At 59.7% G+C, this 17,448-nt stretch carries 14 protein-coding genes and 1 pseudogene; 7 read left to right on the forward strand and 8 right to left on the reverse strand.

Features of this window, described 5'->3' with window-relative positions; translation table 11 throughout:
- Positions 1-70: 70 nt before the first annotated feature.
- Together ACA041_RS19905 and ACA041_RS19910 are read right to left on the reverse strand one after the other, a co-directional pair.
- Positions 71-1,084, reverse strand: a complete 1,014-nt coding sequence (locus tag ACA041_RS19905; protein WP_497436299.1) for a glycoside hydrolase family 3 N-terminal domain-containing protein — start codon at positions 1,082-1,084, stop codon at positions 71-73.
- A gap of 2 nt (positions 1,085-1,086) precedes the next feature.
- Positions 1,087-2,121 carry a glycoside hydrolase family 3 N-terminal domain-containing protein gene (locus ACA041_RS19910; RefSeq protein WP_497436302.1) on the reverse strand — a complete coding sequence of 345 codons (1,035 nt, stop codon included), beginning with the start codon at positions 2,119-2,121 and terminating at the stop codon, positions 1,087-1,089.
- 148 nt (positions 2,122-2,269) lie between these two features.
- On the opposite strand from ACA041_RS19910, the gene ACA041_RS19915 reads away from it, so the two are divergent.
- Positions 2,270-3,031: a DeoR/GlpR family DNA-binding transcription regulator gene (locus ACA041_RS19915; protein ID WP_497436304.1), complete on the forward strand. Its 762-nt coding sequence runs from the start codon at positions 2,270-2,272 to the stop codon at positions 3,029-3,031.
- Between the two features lie 10 nt (positions 3,032-3,041).
- Here the strand turns inward: ACA041_RS19915 and ACA041_RS19920 are convergent, their stop codons facing one another.
- Positions 3,042-4,211 (reverse strand): Gfo/Idh/MocA family protein, encoded by a 1,170-nt coding sequence (locus ACA041_RS19920; RefSeq protein ID WP_497436310.1) that lies wholly within the window; start codon positions 4,209-4,211, stop codon positions 3,042-3,044.
- A 485-nt stretch (positions 4,212-4,696) separates the two neighbouring features.
- Here ACA041_RS19920 and ACA041_RS19925 point away from each other — a divergent pair, with 485 nt between their 5' ends.
- Positions 4,697-5,563: an XRE family transcriptional regulator gene (locus tag ACA041_RS19925; protein WP_497436315.1), complete on the forward strand. Its 867-nt coding sequence runs from the start codon at positions 4,697-4,699 to the stop codon at positions 5,561-5,563.
- A 28-nt stretch (positions 5,564-5,591) separates the two neighbouring features.
- On the opposite strand, the gene ACA041_RS19930 is transcribed toward ACA041_RS19925, so the two are convergent.
- Both ACA041_RS19930 and ACA041_RS19935 read right to left on the reverse strand, forming a co-directional pair.
- Complete coding sequence (locus tag ACA041_RS19930; protein WP_497436318.1) at positions 5,592-5,825, reverse strand: twin-arginine translocase TatA/TatE family subunit; 234 nt, start codon at positions 5,823-5,825, stop codon at positions 5,592-5,594.
- Between the two features lie 27 nt (positions 5,826-5,852).
- On the reverse strand, positions 5,853-7,025 hold the full coding sequence (locus ACA041_RS19935) for a thiamine pyrophosphate-dependent enzyme (protein WP_497436321.1): 1,173 nt from the start codon (positions 7,023-7,025) through the stop codon (positions 5,853-5,855).
- Between the two features lie 516 nt (positions 7,026-7,541).
- On the opposite strand from ACA041_RS19935, the gene ACA041_RS19940 reads away from it, so the two are divergent.
- The 5 genes from ACA041_RS19940 (at position 7,542) to ACA041_RS19960 (ending at position 13,458) form a co-directional block, all read left to right on the forward strand.
- Positions 7,542-8,702 carry an ABC transporter substrate-binding protein gene (locus tag ACA041_RS19940; RefSeq protein WP_497436325.1) on the forward strand — a complete coding sequence of 387 codons (1,161 nt, stop codon included), beginning with the start codon at positions 7,542-7,544 and terminating at the stop codon, positions 8,700-8,702.
- Positions 8,703-8,914: 212 nt separating this feature from the next.
- The gene (locus ACA041_RS19945; RefSeq protein ID WP_497436331.1) at positions 8,915-9,850 is read left to right on the forward strand and encodes an ABC transporter permease; all 936 of its coding nucleotides are present in this window, start codon (positions 8,915-8,917) and stop codon (positions 9,848-9,850) included.
- Between the two features lie 31 nt (positions 9,851-9,881).
- The gene (locus tag ACA041_RS19950; protein WP_046053026.1) at positions 9,882-10,673 is read left to right on the forward strand and encodes an ABC transporter permease; all 792 of its coding nucleotides are present in this window, start codon (positions 9,882-9,884) and stop codon (positions 10,671-10,673) included.
- A gap of 5 nt (positions 10,674-10,678) precedes the next feature.
- A complete protein-coding gene (locus ACA041_RS19955) occupies positions 10,679-11,758 on the forward strand; it encodes an ABC transporter ATP-binding protein (protein ID WP_497436335.1) in 1,080 nt (359 codons plus the stop codon).
- Positions 11,759-11,871: 113 nt separating this feature from the next.
- Entirely contained in the window at positions 11,872-13,458 is a 1,587-nt protein-coding gene (locus tag ACA041_RS19960) for a GMC family oxidoreductase (RefSeq protein ID WP_497436340.1), read from the forward strand.
- A gap of 165 nt (positions 13,459-13,623) precedes the next feature.
- On the opposite strand, the gene ACA041_RS19965 is transcribed toward ACA041_RS19960, so the two are convergent.
- From ACA041_RS19965 to hisD, 3 genes and pseudogenes are all read right to left on the reverse strand, one after another.
- On the reverse strand, positions 13,624-14,379 hold the full coding sequence (locus ACA041_RS19965; protein WP_497442126.1) for a methyl-accepting chemotaxis protein: 756 nt from the start codon (positions 14,377-14,379) through the stop codon (positions 13,624-13,626).
- A gap of 102 nt (positions 14,380-14,481) precedes the next feature.
- A pseudogene (locus ACA041_RS19970) lies at positions 14,482-15,738 on the reverse strand (methyl-accepting chemotaxis protein); the annotation flags it as partial.
- Positions 15,739-15,919: 181 nt separating this feature from the next.
- Complete coding sequence (gene hisD / locus ACA041_RS19975; RefSeq protein ID WP_497436345.1) at positions 15,920-17,203, reverse strand: histidinol dehydrogenase; 1,284 nt, start codon at positions 17,201-17,203, stop codon at positions 15,920-15,922.
- Between the last annotated feature and the right edge of the window lie 245 nt (positions 17,204-17,448).

Raw genomic sequence — 17,448 nt, forward strand, 5'->3', positions numbered from 1 at the left:
TATTTCGCACTCACGGCAAATGCGGCGCAACCTGACGCAGTTTCTGCGTCAGGTTGTGGCAACGGGTCATTCAACCCGCGAGACGGTTGGCCAAGGTGGTGACGGCCATTGCAGCCGCCTCAAGTCGCTCCTGCGACAACCTTCCCTGAGTGATAGCCGCGGTGATGTCGCGAACAATCTGTGGAATCTCAGGCATCGCCTTGGCGGAAACCAGCAACAGATCCGCCCCCGCGTTCAGCGCCGAAACCGCCACTTCGCCGAGCGATAAGTCTCCGATGGTTGAGCGGTGGTCGAGGTCAATGGTCATGACCAGGCCCTTGAACCCCAGTTCTTGGCGCAGCAAACCGATCAGCTCGGGTGACACCGAGGCGGCAACCGGCGGCTCGCACGCCGAAAAAATCGCCGGACCCATCATGACCGCGTCGACCCCGGCATTCACCCCGGCTTGAAACGCAGGCCAGTAGGCACGCAGTTGATCCAGCGACTCGTTGACCACCGCCACTTCCGTGGCCGGTAGCTGCAACAGCACCGGATGCCCGGGGAAATGCTTCAGCGTGCTGGCCAGCCCGGCCCGACGTACACCGCGCACATAAGCCCCAACCATAGCTGCGGCGCGGTCGACATCATCGCTAAGTGTGCGCCCCTGTAACCAGACGTTGGTGCCGCCCACCACGTCGGCGGTCGGCGACAGCAGCAGATTCACTCCGGCGTTGCGCACGGCTGTCGCGACTTGAAAGCACGCCTCTTCAAGTTCAACGATGCCCATCGCCCTGGCCCGCTCGGGCTCGGGCAGCGCCGGCGCTATCCCTTGCAAACGGTGCACGGCGGAGATGTCCGCATCGGCCGCGAGCAGCAACGGACCGCCCAGTTCCTTGGCCGTGCCGGTGAATCGTTGCCACTTTTCCAGGGTTTCCGCTTGCAGGCGGCTCTCGCTCATTTTGCCGCTGACATACTCCTGCGCGGTCTCGCCGAAGAGTAGGCTGCGCCCGCCACTGCCGAGAAAACGACGCACGCCGTCATTCATGTCCAGATCGAGCAACACCGGAAACAGCACGCTGAATGCCTTGCTTTCAAGGGTGCTCATGATCAACCCCGACGGGAGATGTGCTGGTTGTGATTGGCCGCTGCCAGTTCGCGAACCTTGGTGGCCGCGTCCAACAGAATCTGACAATCCAGAACGCCTTCGTGGACAGCCGCGACAATTGCCTCGGCGATGGCATCCAGGCCCGACTCGCTGGACACCAGCAACAGGTGCGCGCCGGCCGCCAGCGAAGCGACAGCGGTGTCGGTGATGGCGTTGCCCCTGAGGATGGAAACCGCATCCAGATCATCGGAAATGATCAAGCCATCGAAGCCGAGGGGGTCACGCAAAACCCCGATGACTTTGGCCGAGGTCGAGGCGGAGTGATCAGGGTCGATGGCAGAGAAAACCGCAGGCCCCGGCATCACCGCTTGCACACCAGTGGCAATGACGTGCTTGAACACGTCGAGGTTGTCATTGAGCAATTCCAGCGGCCCGGGAACCGTGGCCTCAGCGATTGCCGGATCCTGCTCGGTGACGTAATGACCGGGAAAATGTTTGGCAGTGGCGATGACCCCGGCGCGCTGAACTCCGCGGATAAAGGCACAGGAAACCCGACTGACTTCGACGGGGTCGGCCCCCAAATGCCGGTGGTGCAACCACGGGTTGGCGCCCGTGACCACATCGACGATCGGCGCCAGGAACAGGTTAACACCCAAGCCCCGTGCCACGGTGGCCATCTCAAAGCAGCGTTGCTCGATGTCTTGAGCACTGAGGTCCTTGAGCTGTTCTCTAGACGCAATGGGCGGCACCAGTTGGTGCAGGCGCTCGATGCCTCCGAGTTCCTGGTCCACCGCAATCAGCACGGGCGCCCCGGCCAATGCTGCCGCCTCTGCGGCGATCGCGATAAAGTCGGCCTGGGTCTCAGCGCCCTTGCGCGCCGGGCTCATGTCACGGCTGACGTACTCATCCCGGGTTTCACCGAGCAAAATGGAAACGCCGCCATGGCTCAAGTAACGACGGACGTTGTCGTCCAGGTGCAAATCCCCGAACGCGGGCAGCAGGACCGAATACGCAGCTTGATGCAGTTCGCTTGACATCGCTTTTCCTCAACACCGTTTTTGAGCAGAACGCTCCACTTTATTGACGCATGACGAAGTGCCACGCATGATATCGATCAACTTCGAGCACAAAACGCACACCAAATGCTCGATTGCGCTCAATCTACACAGGGAATCGATTTAGTCAATGCTCACTCATGAAGCTTTCCCCGGGGAACGGCAGAACCTGATCGCGGAACGGCTGGCGACCCATGGTCGGGTGCTGGCGGGCGATCTGGCCCAGGAATTCAATGTTTCCGAGCACTCGATCCGCCGCGATCTGGCGGCACTGGCGGAAGCAGGCATCTGCAAACGCGTCTACGGCGGGGCTATTTCCGTAGCACCGGTACGCGGCGGCGACCATGCACAGGCTGACCGCAAAAGCTCACTGGGGCTGGCCGCTGCGGCACTGATCAGGTCCGGCCAACATATTTTCATCGACGGCGGCACCACCAACGCTTCGATTGCGAGCGCAATCGATCACAACATCGCAGTTTCAATCACCACAAACTCGCCAGCCATTGCCCTGGAAATGGAAAAGCTGCCGCTGGCCGATGTGATCTTGCTCGGTGGGCGCCTGCACAAGGCGACCGGCAGCACCGTGGGGCTGACGGCGATTCAGCAGTTGTCGAACTTCAATTTCGACCTGTGCTTCTTGGGCGCCTGCGCGATTGATGCGGTCAAGGGCGTGACGGCGTTCGACATGGACGATGCGGAATTCAAGCGCACGGTGGTGTCTCGCAGCGGCCAGATTGTGGTGGCTGCGACCAATGAAAAACTGTCGAGCATCGCGCATTACCAGGTCGCGTCCTGCGAGGAACTGGGTGTGCTGGTGGTGGAAAAAGACGCCCCGGCCGAACGCCTTGGCCCGATTCAGGCCAAGGTTTCAAACATCGTGGTCGCGTCTTGAGCCAACGGATTTACTGATCTGGGAAAGCCACCCAGGCCCGCCGTTGACTGGATTCGACACAGGCCTGGGACAACACAACGCCGCGCACGCCCTCGTGAATATCCGGCAATGGCACGGTCGTCGCCGTTCGCCACCCTGCCCCGGCATCGAGGGCTTCGGCGAAATCGGCATACAAAACCGCCAGCGCTTCCAGGTAACCCTCGGTATTGCCTGCGGGCAGGCTGGTGAAGGTCAACGTCTGGGCCGCGTTGTCGCTCTGGCCGCGACGGTAGATGCGGTCGGCGCCATCGATTGGCGTAAACAACAGGGTTTCCGGTGATTCCTGGCACCACTCAAGCGACGCCTTGCTGCCAATGATTTTGAACCGCAACCCGTTGCGATGCCCCGGCGCGGCGAAACTGGCCCACAGCAAGCCGTCCGCGCCGCCTGCAAATTCAAGCTGGACCACACAGGTGTCGTCCAGCCCCCAACCGGGCACGACCGTGGTCAACTTGGCGTTCAAACTCACGCAGCGTTGCCCGGAAAGAAACTCGAGCATATTGAACGCGTGGGTCCCGACATCGCCCAACGCGCCGGTCGGGCCGGCCTTCGCAGGGTCGCCGCGCCACGCGAGGCTTTTGCTCAGTCCTTCCACGCCCGGCGCCAGCCATTCCAGCAAATACTCGACATACATGAAGCGGATCTCACCCAATTCCCCGGACTGGATGCGACTGCGGGCATCCCGGACCATGGGATAGCCCTGATAGGTGTAAGTCACCGCGAAAAACGTATTGTGCCGCTCGGCAATGCTGGCCAACCCGTAGGCTTCTTGCGGGTCATTGACCAATGGCTTGTCGCAAATGACCGGGATCCCCACCTGGAGAAACAGTCGGCACGGTTCGAAATGCAGGTGATTGGGCGTGACAATGACCACCGCATCGATGGGGTCAGGCCGACGGGATTCGGCGGCGGCCATTTCCGCGAATGACAGGTAAATCCTGTCTTGCTCAAGATTGAACGCCGCCCCGGCCTCACGGCATTTATCCGCGTCCGAAGAGAAGGCGCCGGCGACAATCTCGAAGCGATTGCACAAACGCATGGCCGCTCTATGATAGCTGGCGAAATAAGCGCCCTGTCCACCGCCGACCATGCCGACCTTGAAACGCCTTTGCCCTGGAATATCACCGGTTAATCTTGCCATCGCTTAAAGACTCCACTAGAGGACGCTTAGGTGCATCCCATGAGTATCAATGGCGATAGTTTTATTCTCCATTTCGCACCACTTCGATACATGACGCGCACTGAAGCACCCGGGCCGCCAAACAGTATCTTTCAGGCGAAGCAACATCGGGTGTTACCCACCGAAAATCAATGTGTTACTGACTGTGGTCGGGAGTAACCCGAAGGCTTTGGACAGGCCCGTCTGCCCACGTTGGTCCAACATTTTCCAAGGGGTTATCCGCGCCACTCAAGGCGCAAACACCCTGCATTCGCTTGCTGACAAAAGAACCCTGTGAATTGAATAAACCGGCACAAAACATGCTTGGATTAATAACAACAAATTCAAGCACTTGTGGTTAAGCAAATGGGTTATTTCGATAACTGCGCTATAACTTTTATAACCTGCCACTTAATTAACCAGACCCCATCGAGATAACAATGCCCAGCCGAGGAGATCAGCCCCCCATGTCGTTGACTGCAGCCACCTCGCATCCCGAGCGACAGCAGGTTCGCAGTGACTTGCAGGCCAATGTGCAAAAGAACCTGAGTACGCTGGTGGAGTCCTGCCGGTCGGTGGCCGATATGTGCCGCAAGGTCGACGTCAATCGCCAGCAGTTCAACAAGTACTTGGTGGGCCAGCATGTTCCTTCGCAGAAGATCCTGCAGAAGATCGGCCGCTATTTCATGATGGAAGCCGAGGACCTGTTTCGCCCGCCCGCCGAGTTCAAGAAGTTTTATGAAGGGTATGAAAACGAACTGCCCACGGACTTGCGCGCCTCGGCGCAATTCAATCATTTCCTGCCGCTGGCCAAGCAGTCGGCCGATTTGCTCGAGGACTATCTGGGCGTCTATTACCGCTACCACAACTCCTCGATCTACAAGGGCCGGATACTGCGCTCGGTCACCTGCCTGTATCGAGCCGATTCGATGGTGCAGCACGTCACGGTAGAACGTTTCCCGTTGCTCGATGGCAGCGGCAAGATCGGCTACTCGTTCACCTATCACGGCTTTTGTTTGTTGCTCGGAGACCGTTTGTTCCTGGTGGACTTTGAAGGCAAGCAACGCAACGAGATGACATTTTCGATCCTGACCCCACAGCATCGCCGACCTATCCGCTTCCTGTATGGCTTGGTGACCGGCGTTGCGTCTTCGTCTTTCCGCCAGCCCTTCTCTACCCGAATGGCGCTGGGGCTGGTGGACAAAGGCAAGATCCGCAAACATCACCTGCGCAACGCCACCGCCGTCCTGCCCAGCGACCAGTCCTTACCGTTGGAAGTGCGCGAATACATGACTGGCGACAACGCGACAATCGTGTGGGGCGGCCAGGACTGAGGCGGCTGATAAACCACCTCGTTGATGTTCAGACCTTGTGATGCTGCCCGTCGATGATCGACGGCGCATCCACCGCCGTGCTGGCGTGGGGCACCGGCGTTGGCGGGTGTGCGCTGCCCTGCTCATCGTCATTCATGGCTTTGCGAAAGCCCTTGATGGATTCACCGACATCCGTGCCAAGGTTCTTCAACTTCTTGGTGCCGAAAACCAGCACAACCACCACCAGAATGACGATCCAGTGCTTCCAGTCCAAAATGCCCATTGCATGATTCCTCTGCAGACCCGTTGATTAATTCACCCGCGAACCGCGCGTCGTGATCACCTCGACCAACGACGGCCCCTTGCTGTTCAGGGCCTTGATAAAGGTTGGATTGAGTTGTGAAGCGTGCTCGACCCGCCACGCTTCAAGCCCGAAATTCCTGGCAATGCCGGCAAAATCCGGCGAGTACGGTTTGCCGTCCGGCAAATTGAATTCGCCGGCGCGGTGCTGCTCGACCACCGGGACCTGCACATCGCTCAATGACACGTAACCACTGTTGTTAAACACCAGGAACACCACGGGAATGCTGTGCATCACGCACACCGCCATCTCCTGCATCGACTGCAGGAAATCCCCATCGCCTACGGCGCACACCACCTGACGCGCCGGCATGGCGAGCTTCGCGCCGATCGCCGCCGGCACCGCCCAACCCAGCGTGCTGACACGACCGGTGCACAGATGGTTGCCGGGATTGTCGAGGGGGAACATCTCCCGTGCGATGGCCCGGATACCCCCCGCGCCGATGACCAGCATCGCATCGCTTTCCAGCACCTCGCGCAATTCAGCCAAGGGTTTGTGAACGGTCAAGGCCGGGGCGTCACTGGCGCTGTCTTCAACCCAGCGCGCCGCTGGATGTTCATCTGGCCCGACTGTTTTCAATCGGGGATCTGGCCGTTGCACTTCGCTGCTCGCTCGTAACGTGGCGGGCGCCAGGCTGACGTCCAGCGAGGCGGTCTGCACCGAGTGCGCAATCTCCAGGCTGACCGGGCCGACGCGGCCACTCAACATCGTATCGAACGCCTGACGCAGGGCGCGCGGCAGCTGTTCAATCGCCGAGACCTGCACATGCTCTTTGGTAATGCCGGGGGCCAAAGTGGCCGGACGCTGAACAGCGCTGTCACCACTGATGACCAGCATCGCCGATGAATCCGCCAACGCGGCCGCCATCGCACCCAAGGCTTTCGAAATAGCCGGCGGGACGGGCAGCAGGACCGCCATGGGACGACCGCAGGCGCGGAAATAGCCATCGGCCAGATGCACCGAGCTTTGCTCCTGCATCACTTGAATGAACGGGATATCGGTACCGGCCGTCAGCAACGCTTCCACCAATGCCCACGAGCCGTCACCGGGCATGCCGGCCACATAGTCGACACCGTTCGCTTTCAGCGCTTTCGCCACAATCTGGCCGCCAGTGAGTTTCACAGGACACTCCAATCAAAACCTCAGGATCACGATTGGAGTATTCGCCCACCGCCGTCCCGGCTCAATTTCGCACACCCGGCAAAAGAGACGCAGGTTGACGCAGCTCATCGATCCCCCTCACCCGTTCAGGGAGAACTATGGTTAGGGAGGGTCTGCTGCGCCGATTAGGTCACTTTGATGCGTCAGAGTGCGTCGCTTTTAAAGATGCTGCGAAATTGAGTGCTCTGCCTGCCAGGCCAATACTCGATCCATGAAAACAACAAGCCGAGCCTATCAAGTGCTGGGTGCGCCGCTTCAAGTCTTGACCTTGCAACCCGAGGAAAGCGGCGCAGCCCAGCCAAGTAAGAGTCAATCGGATCAGTGGAGGTCTACCGCGCAATGCCCGTTGCACCAGGCATTTTCGCGCCGCCCGCCTCCCCAGCTGCAAAGGACCCATGCTGGCCATAACACTGCCGATCTACAGACATTGCTAGTCGCAAAGCGTTTGCTAACAACCACCCTAGGCAGGAACTCGAAATGAAAAAAGAAACAGAGACGGGTTATGGCTTGACCGGCGTTGACCTGGATTCGATCAGCTTGAAACGGCGCACGTTTTTGCTCGGGGCCGCCGCCTCTGCCGTGGGGTTGTACGTGGGTTCTTTTGTGCCCAGTGCGTTCGCCGCGTCGGGCGGGCATTTGGAGATTCTAGGCTGGGAAGGTGAAACCGGTGACGCGGAACTGGCCGAATGGCGCAAACAGCGTGGCATCACCGTGCGCTCCAGCTATGCCAGTAATCAAGACGACATTACCGCGCGGTTGGCCGGTTCCGATCCCGTGCAACTTGACCTGACCATGTACGCGTTGGGTTACGAGACCATCTACCAGGAAATGGGCCTGCTTAAGGCCATCGACACCTCGAAGATCCCCAACTACTCGCAGGAAAATACCGTCCCGCTGTTCTACAAGGGCAAACGCTGGTTCTGGGATGGCAAACAGTGGGGCGTGCCGCTGCTGTGGGGCATGAACACCATTGTCTACAACCCGAAAAACGTGAAAAAGCCTACCGAGTATAAGAACCTGCTGGACCCGAAACTGAAAGGCAAGCTGACCTTCGTCGATGACGGCACCTCGAACTGGTCACTCATCGCGATCATTGCCGGCTACGGCGACAAGTTCCCCAACCTGACCCGTGCCGAGTTCGACGACGCCTTCGAAAAACTCAAACCGTATCGCGATCAATGCCGCGTCTTTGCCGCCTCTTCGGGTGACGCGGTGTCCCTGCTGGTGTCGGGCGAAGTCGACGCGGTGTTCTCGGCGTCCGCCAACACCCCGAGCGAAACCGTCAAGCGCGGCGTGACCACCGCGCTGTCCGTTCCCAAGGAAGGCGCGGCGCTCTGGTGCGATGCCCTGTTTATCCCGAAAACCGCCAAAGACGTGCCCCTGGCGCTGGAGTTCATCAACAAGACGCTCGAGGCGGAAACCCAGGCCAAGATGGCTACCACCATGTTCTCGGGCGTGGTCAACCAGAAAGCCGTGCCGCTGCTGCCCGAAGACCTGCGAAACACCTTCGACTACGCGAACCTCGACAGCTTTTTCGAGAAGTCGAAACTCTACGGCCAGCCACCCCTGAGCTCCGACAAGTATGTGACCTATGCTGAATGGATCGATCAGTGGGCGAACTTCAAAGGCTCGTTCTAGAGCGGCCGGCAACCCGGTGTAGTGGAAGGTTGGTTTGAACGGACGGTAACCGGAGATCGCGTGTCTACGGGCACGCGCTGCTCCGTTTGATGAGGGCGATGCAATGGCCTGTCGACGCCATTCGCAGCGCCCGGAAACAGCACACGTTACGCCGTGCATGCGCTCGCCAAAGCGCCCTCGTTATCGATAAAAAAAGTAAAGGCACCCTAATCATGAACGTAGTCAACAACAGCGAGCCCATCCTTCTTGATGAACGGGATTCGCAGGCCGGTAAACACGTGAAAATCGACAAAAAAACCCTGAGCGGTTATTTGCTGGCGTCGCCTCCCCTGTTTTTCCTGGTTGTGTTCTTTCTCATCCCGTCGGTGCTGCTGCTGGTCGCCAGTTTTTGGACCGCCAAGACCTTCAGCATGGAACCGGCCGCCACGCTGGCCAACTATGCCAAGGCCCTTGGCGCCAGCGGGTTTTACAACTCGCTCTGGATCGCGCTGCAAAACGGTTTCTGGACCGCCGTGCTGTCAACGGTGATCAGCGCCCCGGTGGCCTATTACATCGTTTATCGAACGCGCTCCAACGCCGTGCTGTACCTGGCGTTGATCTCGTGGTTTTCCAGCTACCTGGTGCGGGTCTACGCCTGGCGCTCGATCCTGGGCACCAACGGCGTGATCAACTCCACCTTGCTGCACCTGGGGCTGATCGATCAACCACTGGACTGGCTGGTGTTCAGCAAGTTTTCCGTGGTGTTGACCCTGGTCCACATCATGTTGCCGTTCACCCTTTTGCTGTTGGTGTCGGGCCTGCGCGACATCAAGAAGGATTACCTCGAAGCGGCCGCCGACCTGGGCGCCAGCGGCGCCACTATTTTGTGGCGGGTGATCATTCCGATGGCGCACAAGAGCATCGTCAGCTCGTTCATGTTTACCTTCGTCCTCGCCGCCAGTGACTACGTCACACCGCAGTTGTTGGGCGGTCGAGACGCCATGACCACGGGCCTGGTGATCGCCAACCAGTTCCGCTCGGTGGGTAACTGGCCACTGGGTGCGGCGATGGCCTACCTGCTGTTGATTGTCTTCATGCTGGTCTATGCGCTGCTGCTGGGTGTGTTGCGGGCGGCCAACCTGGCGCCCGGCAAGCGTTACCACGACTGAATGCCGCCCATAACAATGCAAGGTGACCGCCATGATCAGACTCTTCACTTACGTTTACATGCTGTTTCTCTACGCGCCGATCGCGATTATCACGCTGTTCAGCTTTCACTCGTCGGCCTCGTTGTCGTTCCCGTTCGAGGGCTTTTCCACTCAATGGTATGAGGCGCTGTTCAGCAGTTCGGACTTCATGACGGCCCTGACCAACAGCGCCATCGTCGCCGCGGGCTCGACCGTGCTCACCACCCTGCTGGGCACGTTTTCGGCACTGGCGCTGATGCGTATGAAAGGCCGGGTCAAATCGGTCTTCGCCTTCATGAACTTCGCCCCCATCGCCCTGCCCGGCCTGTTCCTCGGTATCGCGCTGGTGATTTTCTTCTCGTTGATCGGCCTGCCGCGCTCGCTGCTGACCGTGGTCATCGGCCATACGTTGTTCACCTTTCCGTTTTTCGTCGAGTCCGTGCGTTCACGCCTGGAGTACTTCGATCTGTCGTTCGAAGAAGCGGCGCGGGACCTGGGCGCCACACCGCTCAAGGCGTTCTGGCTGGTGACGCTGCCGATCATCGGCCCGACGATTGCCGGCGCCGCGATCCTCGCAGTGGCGCTGTCCATGGACGAATTCCTCATCACCGTGTTCGTCACCGGCAGCGACACCACGCTGCCCCTCATGATTCTTTCGATGATGCGCCGCGCCGTCAGCCCAACCATCAATGCCGCCTCGGTATTCATGCTGGTCGTGACCATCGCAATCATCGTCATCGCCGGCCTGGTCATGACCTTGCGCCGTCGTCGTCTCGAACTTGAACGTGCTGAAACTGCAGAGTAATCACCATGACCAACAGTATTGAACTGACCGGAATCTCCAAAAGCTACGGTGGCCTGACCGCCCTGGGCAAAGTCGACCTGACCGTAAAACGCAACGAAATCCTGACCTTGCTCGGCCCCAGCGGCTGCGGCAAGACCACCCTGATGCGCATCATCGCGGGCTTCGAAGAACCCACCACCGGCAAGGTCGTGATCGACGGCAAGGACTCCACGTCCCTGCCGCCCGAGCAGCGTCCGGTGAACATGGTGTTCCAGAAATACGCGCTGTTCCCGCACCTCGATGTCTTCGATAACGTCGCGTTCGGCCTGCGCCTGAAGAAGAAACCGAAGGATGAGATCAAGCGTGAAGTGACCAAGGCGCTGGAGCTGGTGCAGTTGGAAGGCTTCAAGAATCGCTGGATCTCCGAGCTCAGCGGCGGCCAGGCGCAACGGGTCGCCCTGGCCCGGGCGCTAGTGAATCGCCCTGCCGTGTTGTTGCTCGACGAACCGTTGGCGGCGCTGGACCTGAAGATTCGCCACCATATGCTCAACGAGATCAAACGGATCCACGAAGAGACTTCGACCACCTTCGTGTATGTCACCCATGACCAGGACGAAGCGATGATCCTGTCTGACCGCGTCGTGTTGCTGAACAAGGGCGGCATCGAACAGATCGGTGGCCCGCAAGAGATGTATTGGTCGCCGCGCACACTGTTCGCCGCGAAGTTTTTCGGCGACACCAACATCGTCAACGGCACGTACTGGCTGGGCGATACCAGCAATGGCTTTGTCGATCTGCCGTTCGGTCGCTATGCACACACGGCCAAGAACAGTCTCGGTGCCGGGCCGGTCAATGTGTCGATCCGTCCTGAAACTATCGGGCTTGAGCCCGCTTTAGGCGCAACACTGGCTGACGGCGCCTTTGCCGGAAAGGTGAAGGACACATCGTTCATCGGCAACCGGGTTATTTACCGGGTGGCGGTGGCCGGCGGCACCATCGACCTCAAATGCCAGCAACTGCCTACACCGGGTAGTCACACGCTGGCGCCCGGGTCCGATGTGGCGCTTACCTGCAAGCCGGACAGTTTTGTGGTGATACCGGCGTAAACGTCACTCAGCAAGGCATTACACAGTACCTGTGGCGAGCCCCCTCGCCACAACGCTTTGTGTTTGCCGCATCTTTTCCTCAATTGATCGACGTCACTCACGGGCACACAACAATGGTCGACTATATCGTGGTCGGGGGCGGGTCAGCCGGGTGCGTGATTGCAGCACGTTTGAGCGAAAATCCGCAGGCTTCAGTGATCCTCCTCGAAGAAGGTCCGAGAGACAGCCACCCGTTTATTCATCTGCCGGTCGGTTTCTACAAGACCAGCCAGGGCAACCTGGTCGAGCATTACCCCTGGGAGCCGACAGCGGACTATATCGGCGCTGCGAATCCCACCATGGTGCAGGCGCGCGTGCTTGGCGGCGGCAGTTCGGTCAACGCCATGGTGTATCTGCGCGGGCAACCCGCCGATTACGACAGTTGGGCCGTCGGAGGTGCCCAGGGCTGGGCCTACCAGGACGTCCTACCCTTCTTCAAGAAGTGCGAGATCAACGACCGCTTCAGCAACGACGCACACGGCACCGATGGCCCGCTCGGCGTCAGCGATCAGCGTTATACCCACCCCTTGACCAAGCTCTGGCTGCAAGCCTGCCAACAAGCCGGGCTGGCGTATAACGCCGATTTCAATTCCGGGGTACAGGATGGCTGCGGGTTGTATCAAATCAACACAAAAAACGGCCTGAGATCGAGCACCTCCAGTGCGTACCTGAAGCCTGCGCGCAAGCGACCGAACCTGACGGTTAAAGCCAACTGCCGGGTCTTGCGCATCCTCATCGAAAAGGGGCGCGCGACGGGCGTTGAATACATGGAGAAAAATCAGCACCGAGTACTCAGGACTGATGGCGAGATCATCGTCAGCGCCGGTGCGATCAACTCGCCGAAACTGTTGATGCTGTCGGGCATTGGCCCGGCCAGTCACCTGCACGAAAAAGGGATCAAGGTGATGCATGACCTGCCTGGAGTCGGGCAGAACTTGCAGGACCACATCGAAGTGTCCTTGATCAATGAACTGCGGCGCCCTTTGAGCTACGACAAGTACAAAAAGCCGCACTGGAAACTCGCCGCAGGCTTGCAGTACGCGTTGTTTCGGGAAGGCCCGGTGACGTCCAACGTGGTCGAAGGCGGCGCGTTCTGGCGCACGTCGGTGGCGCAGAACCGTGCGGATGCGCAGTACTGCTTCATGGCCGGCGCCGGCGTCGAGGCGGGCGTCGGTTCCGTCCCTGGCGGCAATGGCTGCACCTTGAACGTGTGCCAGACCCGCCCGCGCTCGACTGGTTCCGTGCAATTGCGCAGCGCCAACCCGATGGACTTGCCGTCGATTGAACCCAACTACCTGACCGATCCTTTCGATCTGGAGTGCATGGTGCAAGCGACCGAGTTCGGCCGCCACATCATGTCCCAGAGCGCCATGGCCGGGCACATTCTGCGCGAGCACGTCCCCGCCGAACCCTTGCGCACCCACGACGATTACCGAAAGTTCGTGCGCCAACAGGCCCACGCCGCGCTGCACCCGGTCGGCACCTGCAAAATGGGTGTGGACGAGATGGCGGTGGTGGACAACAGGTTGCGCGTACACGGGATCGAAGGCCTGCGAGTCGCCGACAACTCCATTGCACCGAGTTTGTGCTCCAGCAATACCAACGCACTGGCGATCATGATCGGCGAGAAAGCGGCGGATCATATCCAGCACGCTCATTAGCAAGCACTACACAGCCCCCCTGTGGGAGCAAGCTTGCTCGCGATAGCGGTGTAACAGGCGACATTGATGTTGAATGTGCCGCCGTCATCACGAGCAAGCTCGCTCCCACAGGTGATCTTTGCCGGGCCCAGGACTTGTGAACGACACCTGTCCAGAGTGGAAGGGTCAGACCCTGAAGTTGTTCATCAGCACCTGTTGCTGGTTCGCCAGGTCGTTCAGGGATTGGCTGATCCGGGCCGATTGATCGGCCTGTTCCACCAGCGCGCCCGTCACGTCCCTGATCGCCGAGACATTGCGGTTCACTTCTTCGGTCACCGCACTCTGCTCTTCCGCCGCACTGGCGATTTGCAGGTTCATGTCCGTCATGATCTCGATGTTCTGGCTGACATGGGCCAGCGCGCCGACCGCCTCCAGTGCCTGGGCGGCGCTGGCGTCTGCCTGGCGGTGCTGGCTCTGCATGGCATTCACCACCTCGCGCGTACCGCATTGCAGGCTTTCGATCACGCCCTGGATCTCACTCACGGAATCCTGGGTGCGCTGGGCCAGATGACGAACCTCATCCGCCACCACCGCAAATCCCCGGCCCGTCTCCCCTGCCCTCGCCGCTTCGATCGCAGCGTTGAGCGCCAACAGATTGGTCTGCTGTGCGATGGTGCGAATCACGTCGAGAACGCTGCCGATTTTCTCACTGCTGTCGGCGAGCTGGCGGACCCCGGTCATGGCGCCGCTCATGTGATCGGCCAGGGACTGAATGGAGTGCGCCGCCGTCTCGATCGTACCTTTGCAGGACTGCGCAGCGACATCGCCATTGCGCGCGGCAGTCGCGGCCATGGACGCATTGCGCGCGACGTCTTGAGAGGTGGCGCTCATCTCATGGGCGGCGGTGGCGACTTGCTCGACCTCGCGCAGTTGTTGCTGCATGCCACTGCTGGTCCGGGTGGCAATCGACGACGCCTGGTCAGCGGTGGATCGGGTCTTCAGAACGCTCAGACTGACCTCGGCAATGATGGGCTGCAGCTTATCGAGGAAGCGATTGAACCAGCCCACCAGCGCGCCCATTTCGTCCCGACGCTCGGCGCTCAACCTGCGAGTCAGGTCGCCCTCGCCATTGGCGATGGCTTCCAGCATGGCGGACACCCGACGAATAGGCCGCGTCACGCTGACCGCCAACAACCCCATCAACAACGTACCGGCCACGGTGACTCCGATTCCGGTGGCCACTTGCACCATGATCGACCGCCGATTGGATTGCTCCATGATCTGCTGCATCGCCGCGACCGAGGCCATCAGCTCCGCGCGCGGCACTTCGATGACGGTCATCCACTGGCTGGCGTTCGGGATCGGGGAGAACGGCACGACGAGCATCACGTTGGCGCTGTTTGGCTCATCGAGGACCAAAGTTTTCCCCGACTTCGCGCCCTCGAACATGTCAGCAACCTGTCGTGGGTAGAGGTCCTTGATGGATTTGCCCAACGCCGCAGGGTCGCCGCTTTTACCCATGACGGCACCGGCGGCGCTGACAAACGTCAGTTGGCCCTGGCCGTCGAACAGCGAGGTACTGGCTTTCTGCGCAATGTTTTGCAAGCTGCTCAACGGCAGGTCGATGCTGACCACGCCAATGAATTTGCCGCCGTCCAGCAACGGTATCGCGATGCTCGAGGTCAGGGTCGCCACACCGTTGAGCTGGAAGGTATAGGGCTCGATCAGACAGGCCTTGCGGGCTTTCTTCGGGCAATTCCACCAGGCTTTCCCAGGGTCACCGTCGTCCAGCATTTCCTTTTCGTCGAGGACGAAGTTCTGCATCGACGAGACGTATACCGCAAACCGGCCCTTGGCGTTGCCGGTGAAATCGGCGCCATTGATGGCGCTCCCGTCGGCACCGTCCAGGGCATTCGGTTCAAAGGAAATGCCGACGCCGAGGATCTCCGGTGTGGTTGCCACTTGCGCGCGAATCAAGCGATAAAGATCGCCACGCAGCTGCGCCGGGGCCAAGCCATTTTGCTTGGCCTGGCGACGCATCATCACGACTTGGGTGGCCAGGGAACGGGTGAACATCAGGCTGCTGAGAAAGCGCTTCTCAACCCCGTTGGCCTGCAAGAATCCCGTCGCCTCCAGGTATTGCATGGACGCTTGGGACAGCGCCTGGGTACTGGACTCGCTGACCACCGCCGAGGTGTCGCGCATCTGTTGAATCGAAAACCCCACCAGGCAGAGCACCATGACAAACAGGCAACTCCCGGCAGCCAGTGTAATTCTTGTTTTAATCGACAAGGTTCCCATCGCATCGCCTCACTAAAATCCAGCCTGGAACAACGAGTTCTTTCGAGCGCTTCAAAAAAAAAGCTCCCCATACGGAGAGCCTGAAAACACTTGGAAAGACGGTGAGAGTGACCAACAGCAGAGAGAAACGACCCTTTTTCTCGCTACCCGCTTGCCAAGTGCTGCAACTGAGCAACAACCCTCACGCGTGTTTCTTGTAGCGACGAATGCGAATATCCGCCTGCTCCTTGTGCCCGGCGAAGCCTTCCATGCCGCACAAGCGCGAGCAGTATTCGCCGACCAGCACCGACGCTTCGTCCGTCAGCACGCGTTGATAAGTGCAGGTCTTGATGAACTTGCCGACCCACAGCCCGCCGGTGTAACGCGCGGTGCCGGTGGTAGGCAGGGTGTGGTTGGTGCCGATCACCTTGTCGCCGTAGGAGACGTTGGTCCGTTCACCGAGGAACAGCGCGCCGTAGTTGGTCATGTGCTCCAGGAAATACAGCGGCTCGCGAGTCATCACCTGGACGTGCTCGGAGGCAATCCGGTCGGCTTCCTGCACCAGCTCGTCGACGGTGTCGCACAGGATGATTTCGCCATAATCACGCCAGGCAACCGAGGCGACGGGCGCGGTCGAGAGAATGGCCAACTGGCGCTCGATTTCGGCCGGCAGGGTTTCTGCCAGTGCCGTGCTGTTGGTCAGGAACACCGCAGGCGAGTTGACGCCATGCTCAGCCTGGCCTAGCAAGTCGGCGGCGATAATTTCAACATCGGAACTGTCATCGGCAATCACCAGGGTTTCGGTCGGGCCGGCGATCAGGTCGATACCGATTTTGCCGAACAGTTGCCGCTTGGCTTCCGCGACATAAGCGTTACCTGGCCCGACGATCATGTCCACCGCTTTGAAGGTGTCGGTGCCCAGGGCAAACGCGGCAATCGCCTGTACGCCGCCGACGCAATAGATCTCATCGGCACCGGCCAGGTACATCGCGGTGACGATCGCCGGATGGGGGTTGCCGTCAAAGGGTGGCGCTGCGGCGACCACGCGTTTCACGCCCGCCACCTTGGCGGTCAGCACGCTCATGTGCGCCGAGGCCAGCAACGGGTATTTGCCGCCGGGGATGTAGCAGGCCACCGAGTTCACCGGAATGTTGCGGTGCCCGAGGATCACCCCCGGCAGGGTTTCGACTTCGACGTCGTGCATGGAGGCTTTTTGCACTTCGGCAAACCGGCGGACTTGCGCTTGGGCGAATTTTATATCGCCGATTTCCTGCTCCGACAGACTGGCGACACACGCCGCGATTTCTGCGTCGGTCAGGCGGAAGGACACGGGTTCCCATTTATCAAATTGCTTCGAGTATTCACGCACGGCGGCGTCACCGTTCCTGGCGATGTTGGCGATGATCTGCTCAACCGTCTCGCGGACTTGGGACGCAATCTCGGCCTGAGCTTCGACAGGCTTACTTTTCTTCAGATAACGAATCATCAACTTGCTCCAGGTGGTTCTTGAGGGCACGCCACATGCACTCAGCATTGGCGACCATCTTTTCTCACCCCCCTGCCCCGGGCAATTTCGCAGGCTCCTGATTGATGACGCGATCTGACGCAGCACAGACGCAATGCTGAAGCACTGACAGCGGCAACTACTGTTATTCGTATAACCGCTTATTAACAAACTCCTCCAACCTGATCGTTCTCAGAACTACGGGTTATTTACAAACTGCGGCCCGC

It is taken from the genome of Pseudomonas sp. LBUM1676 (assembly GCF_059695605.1).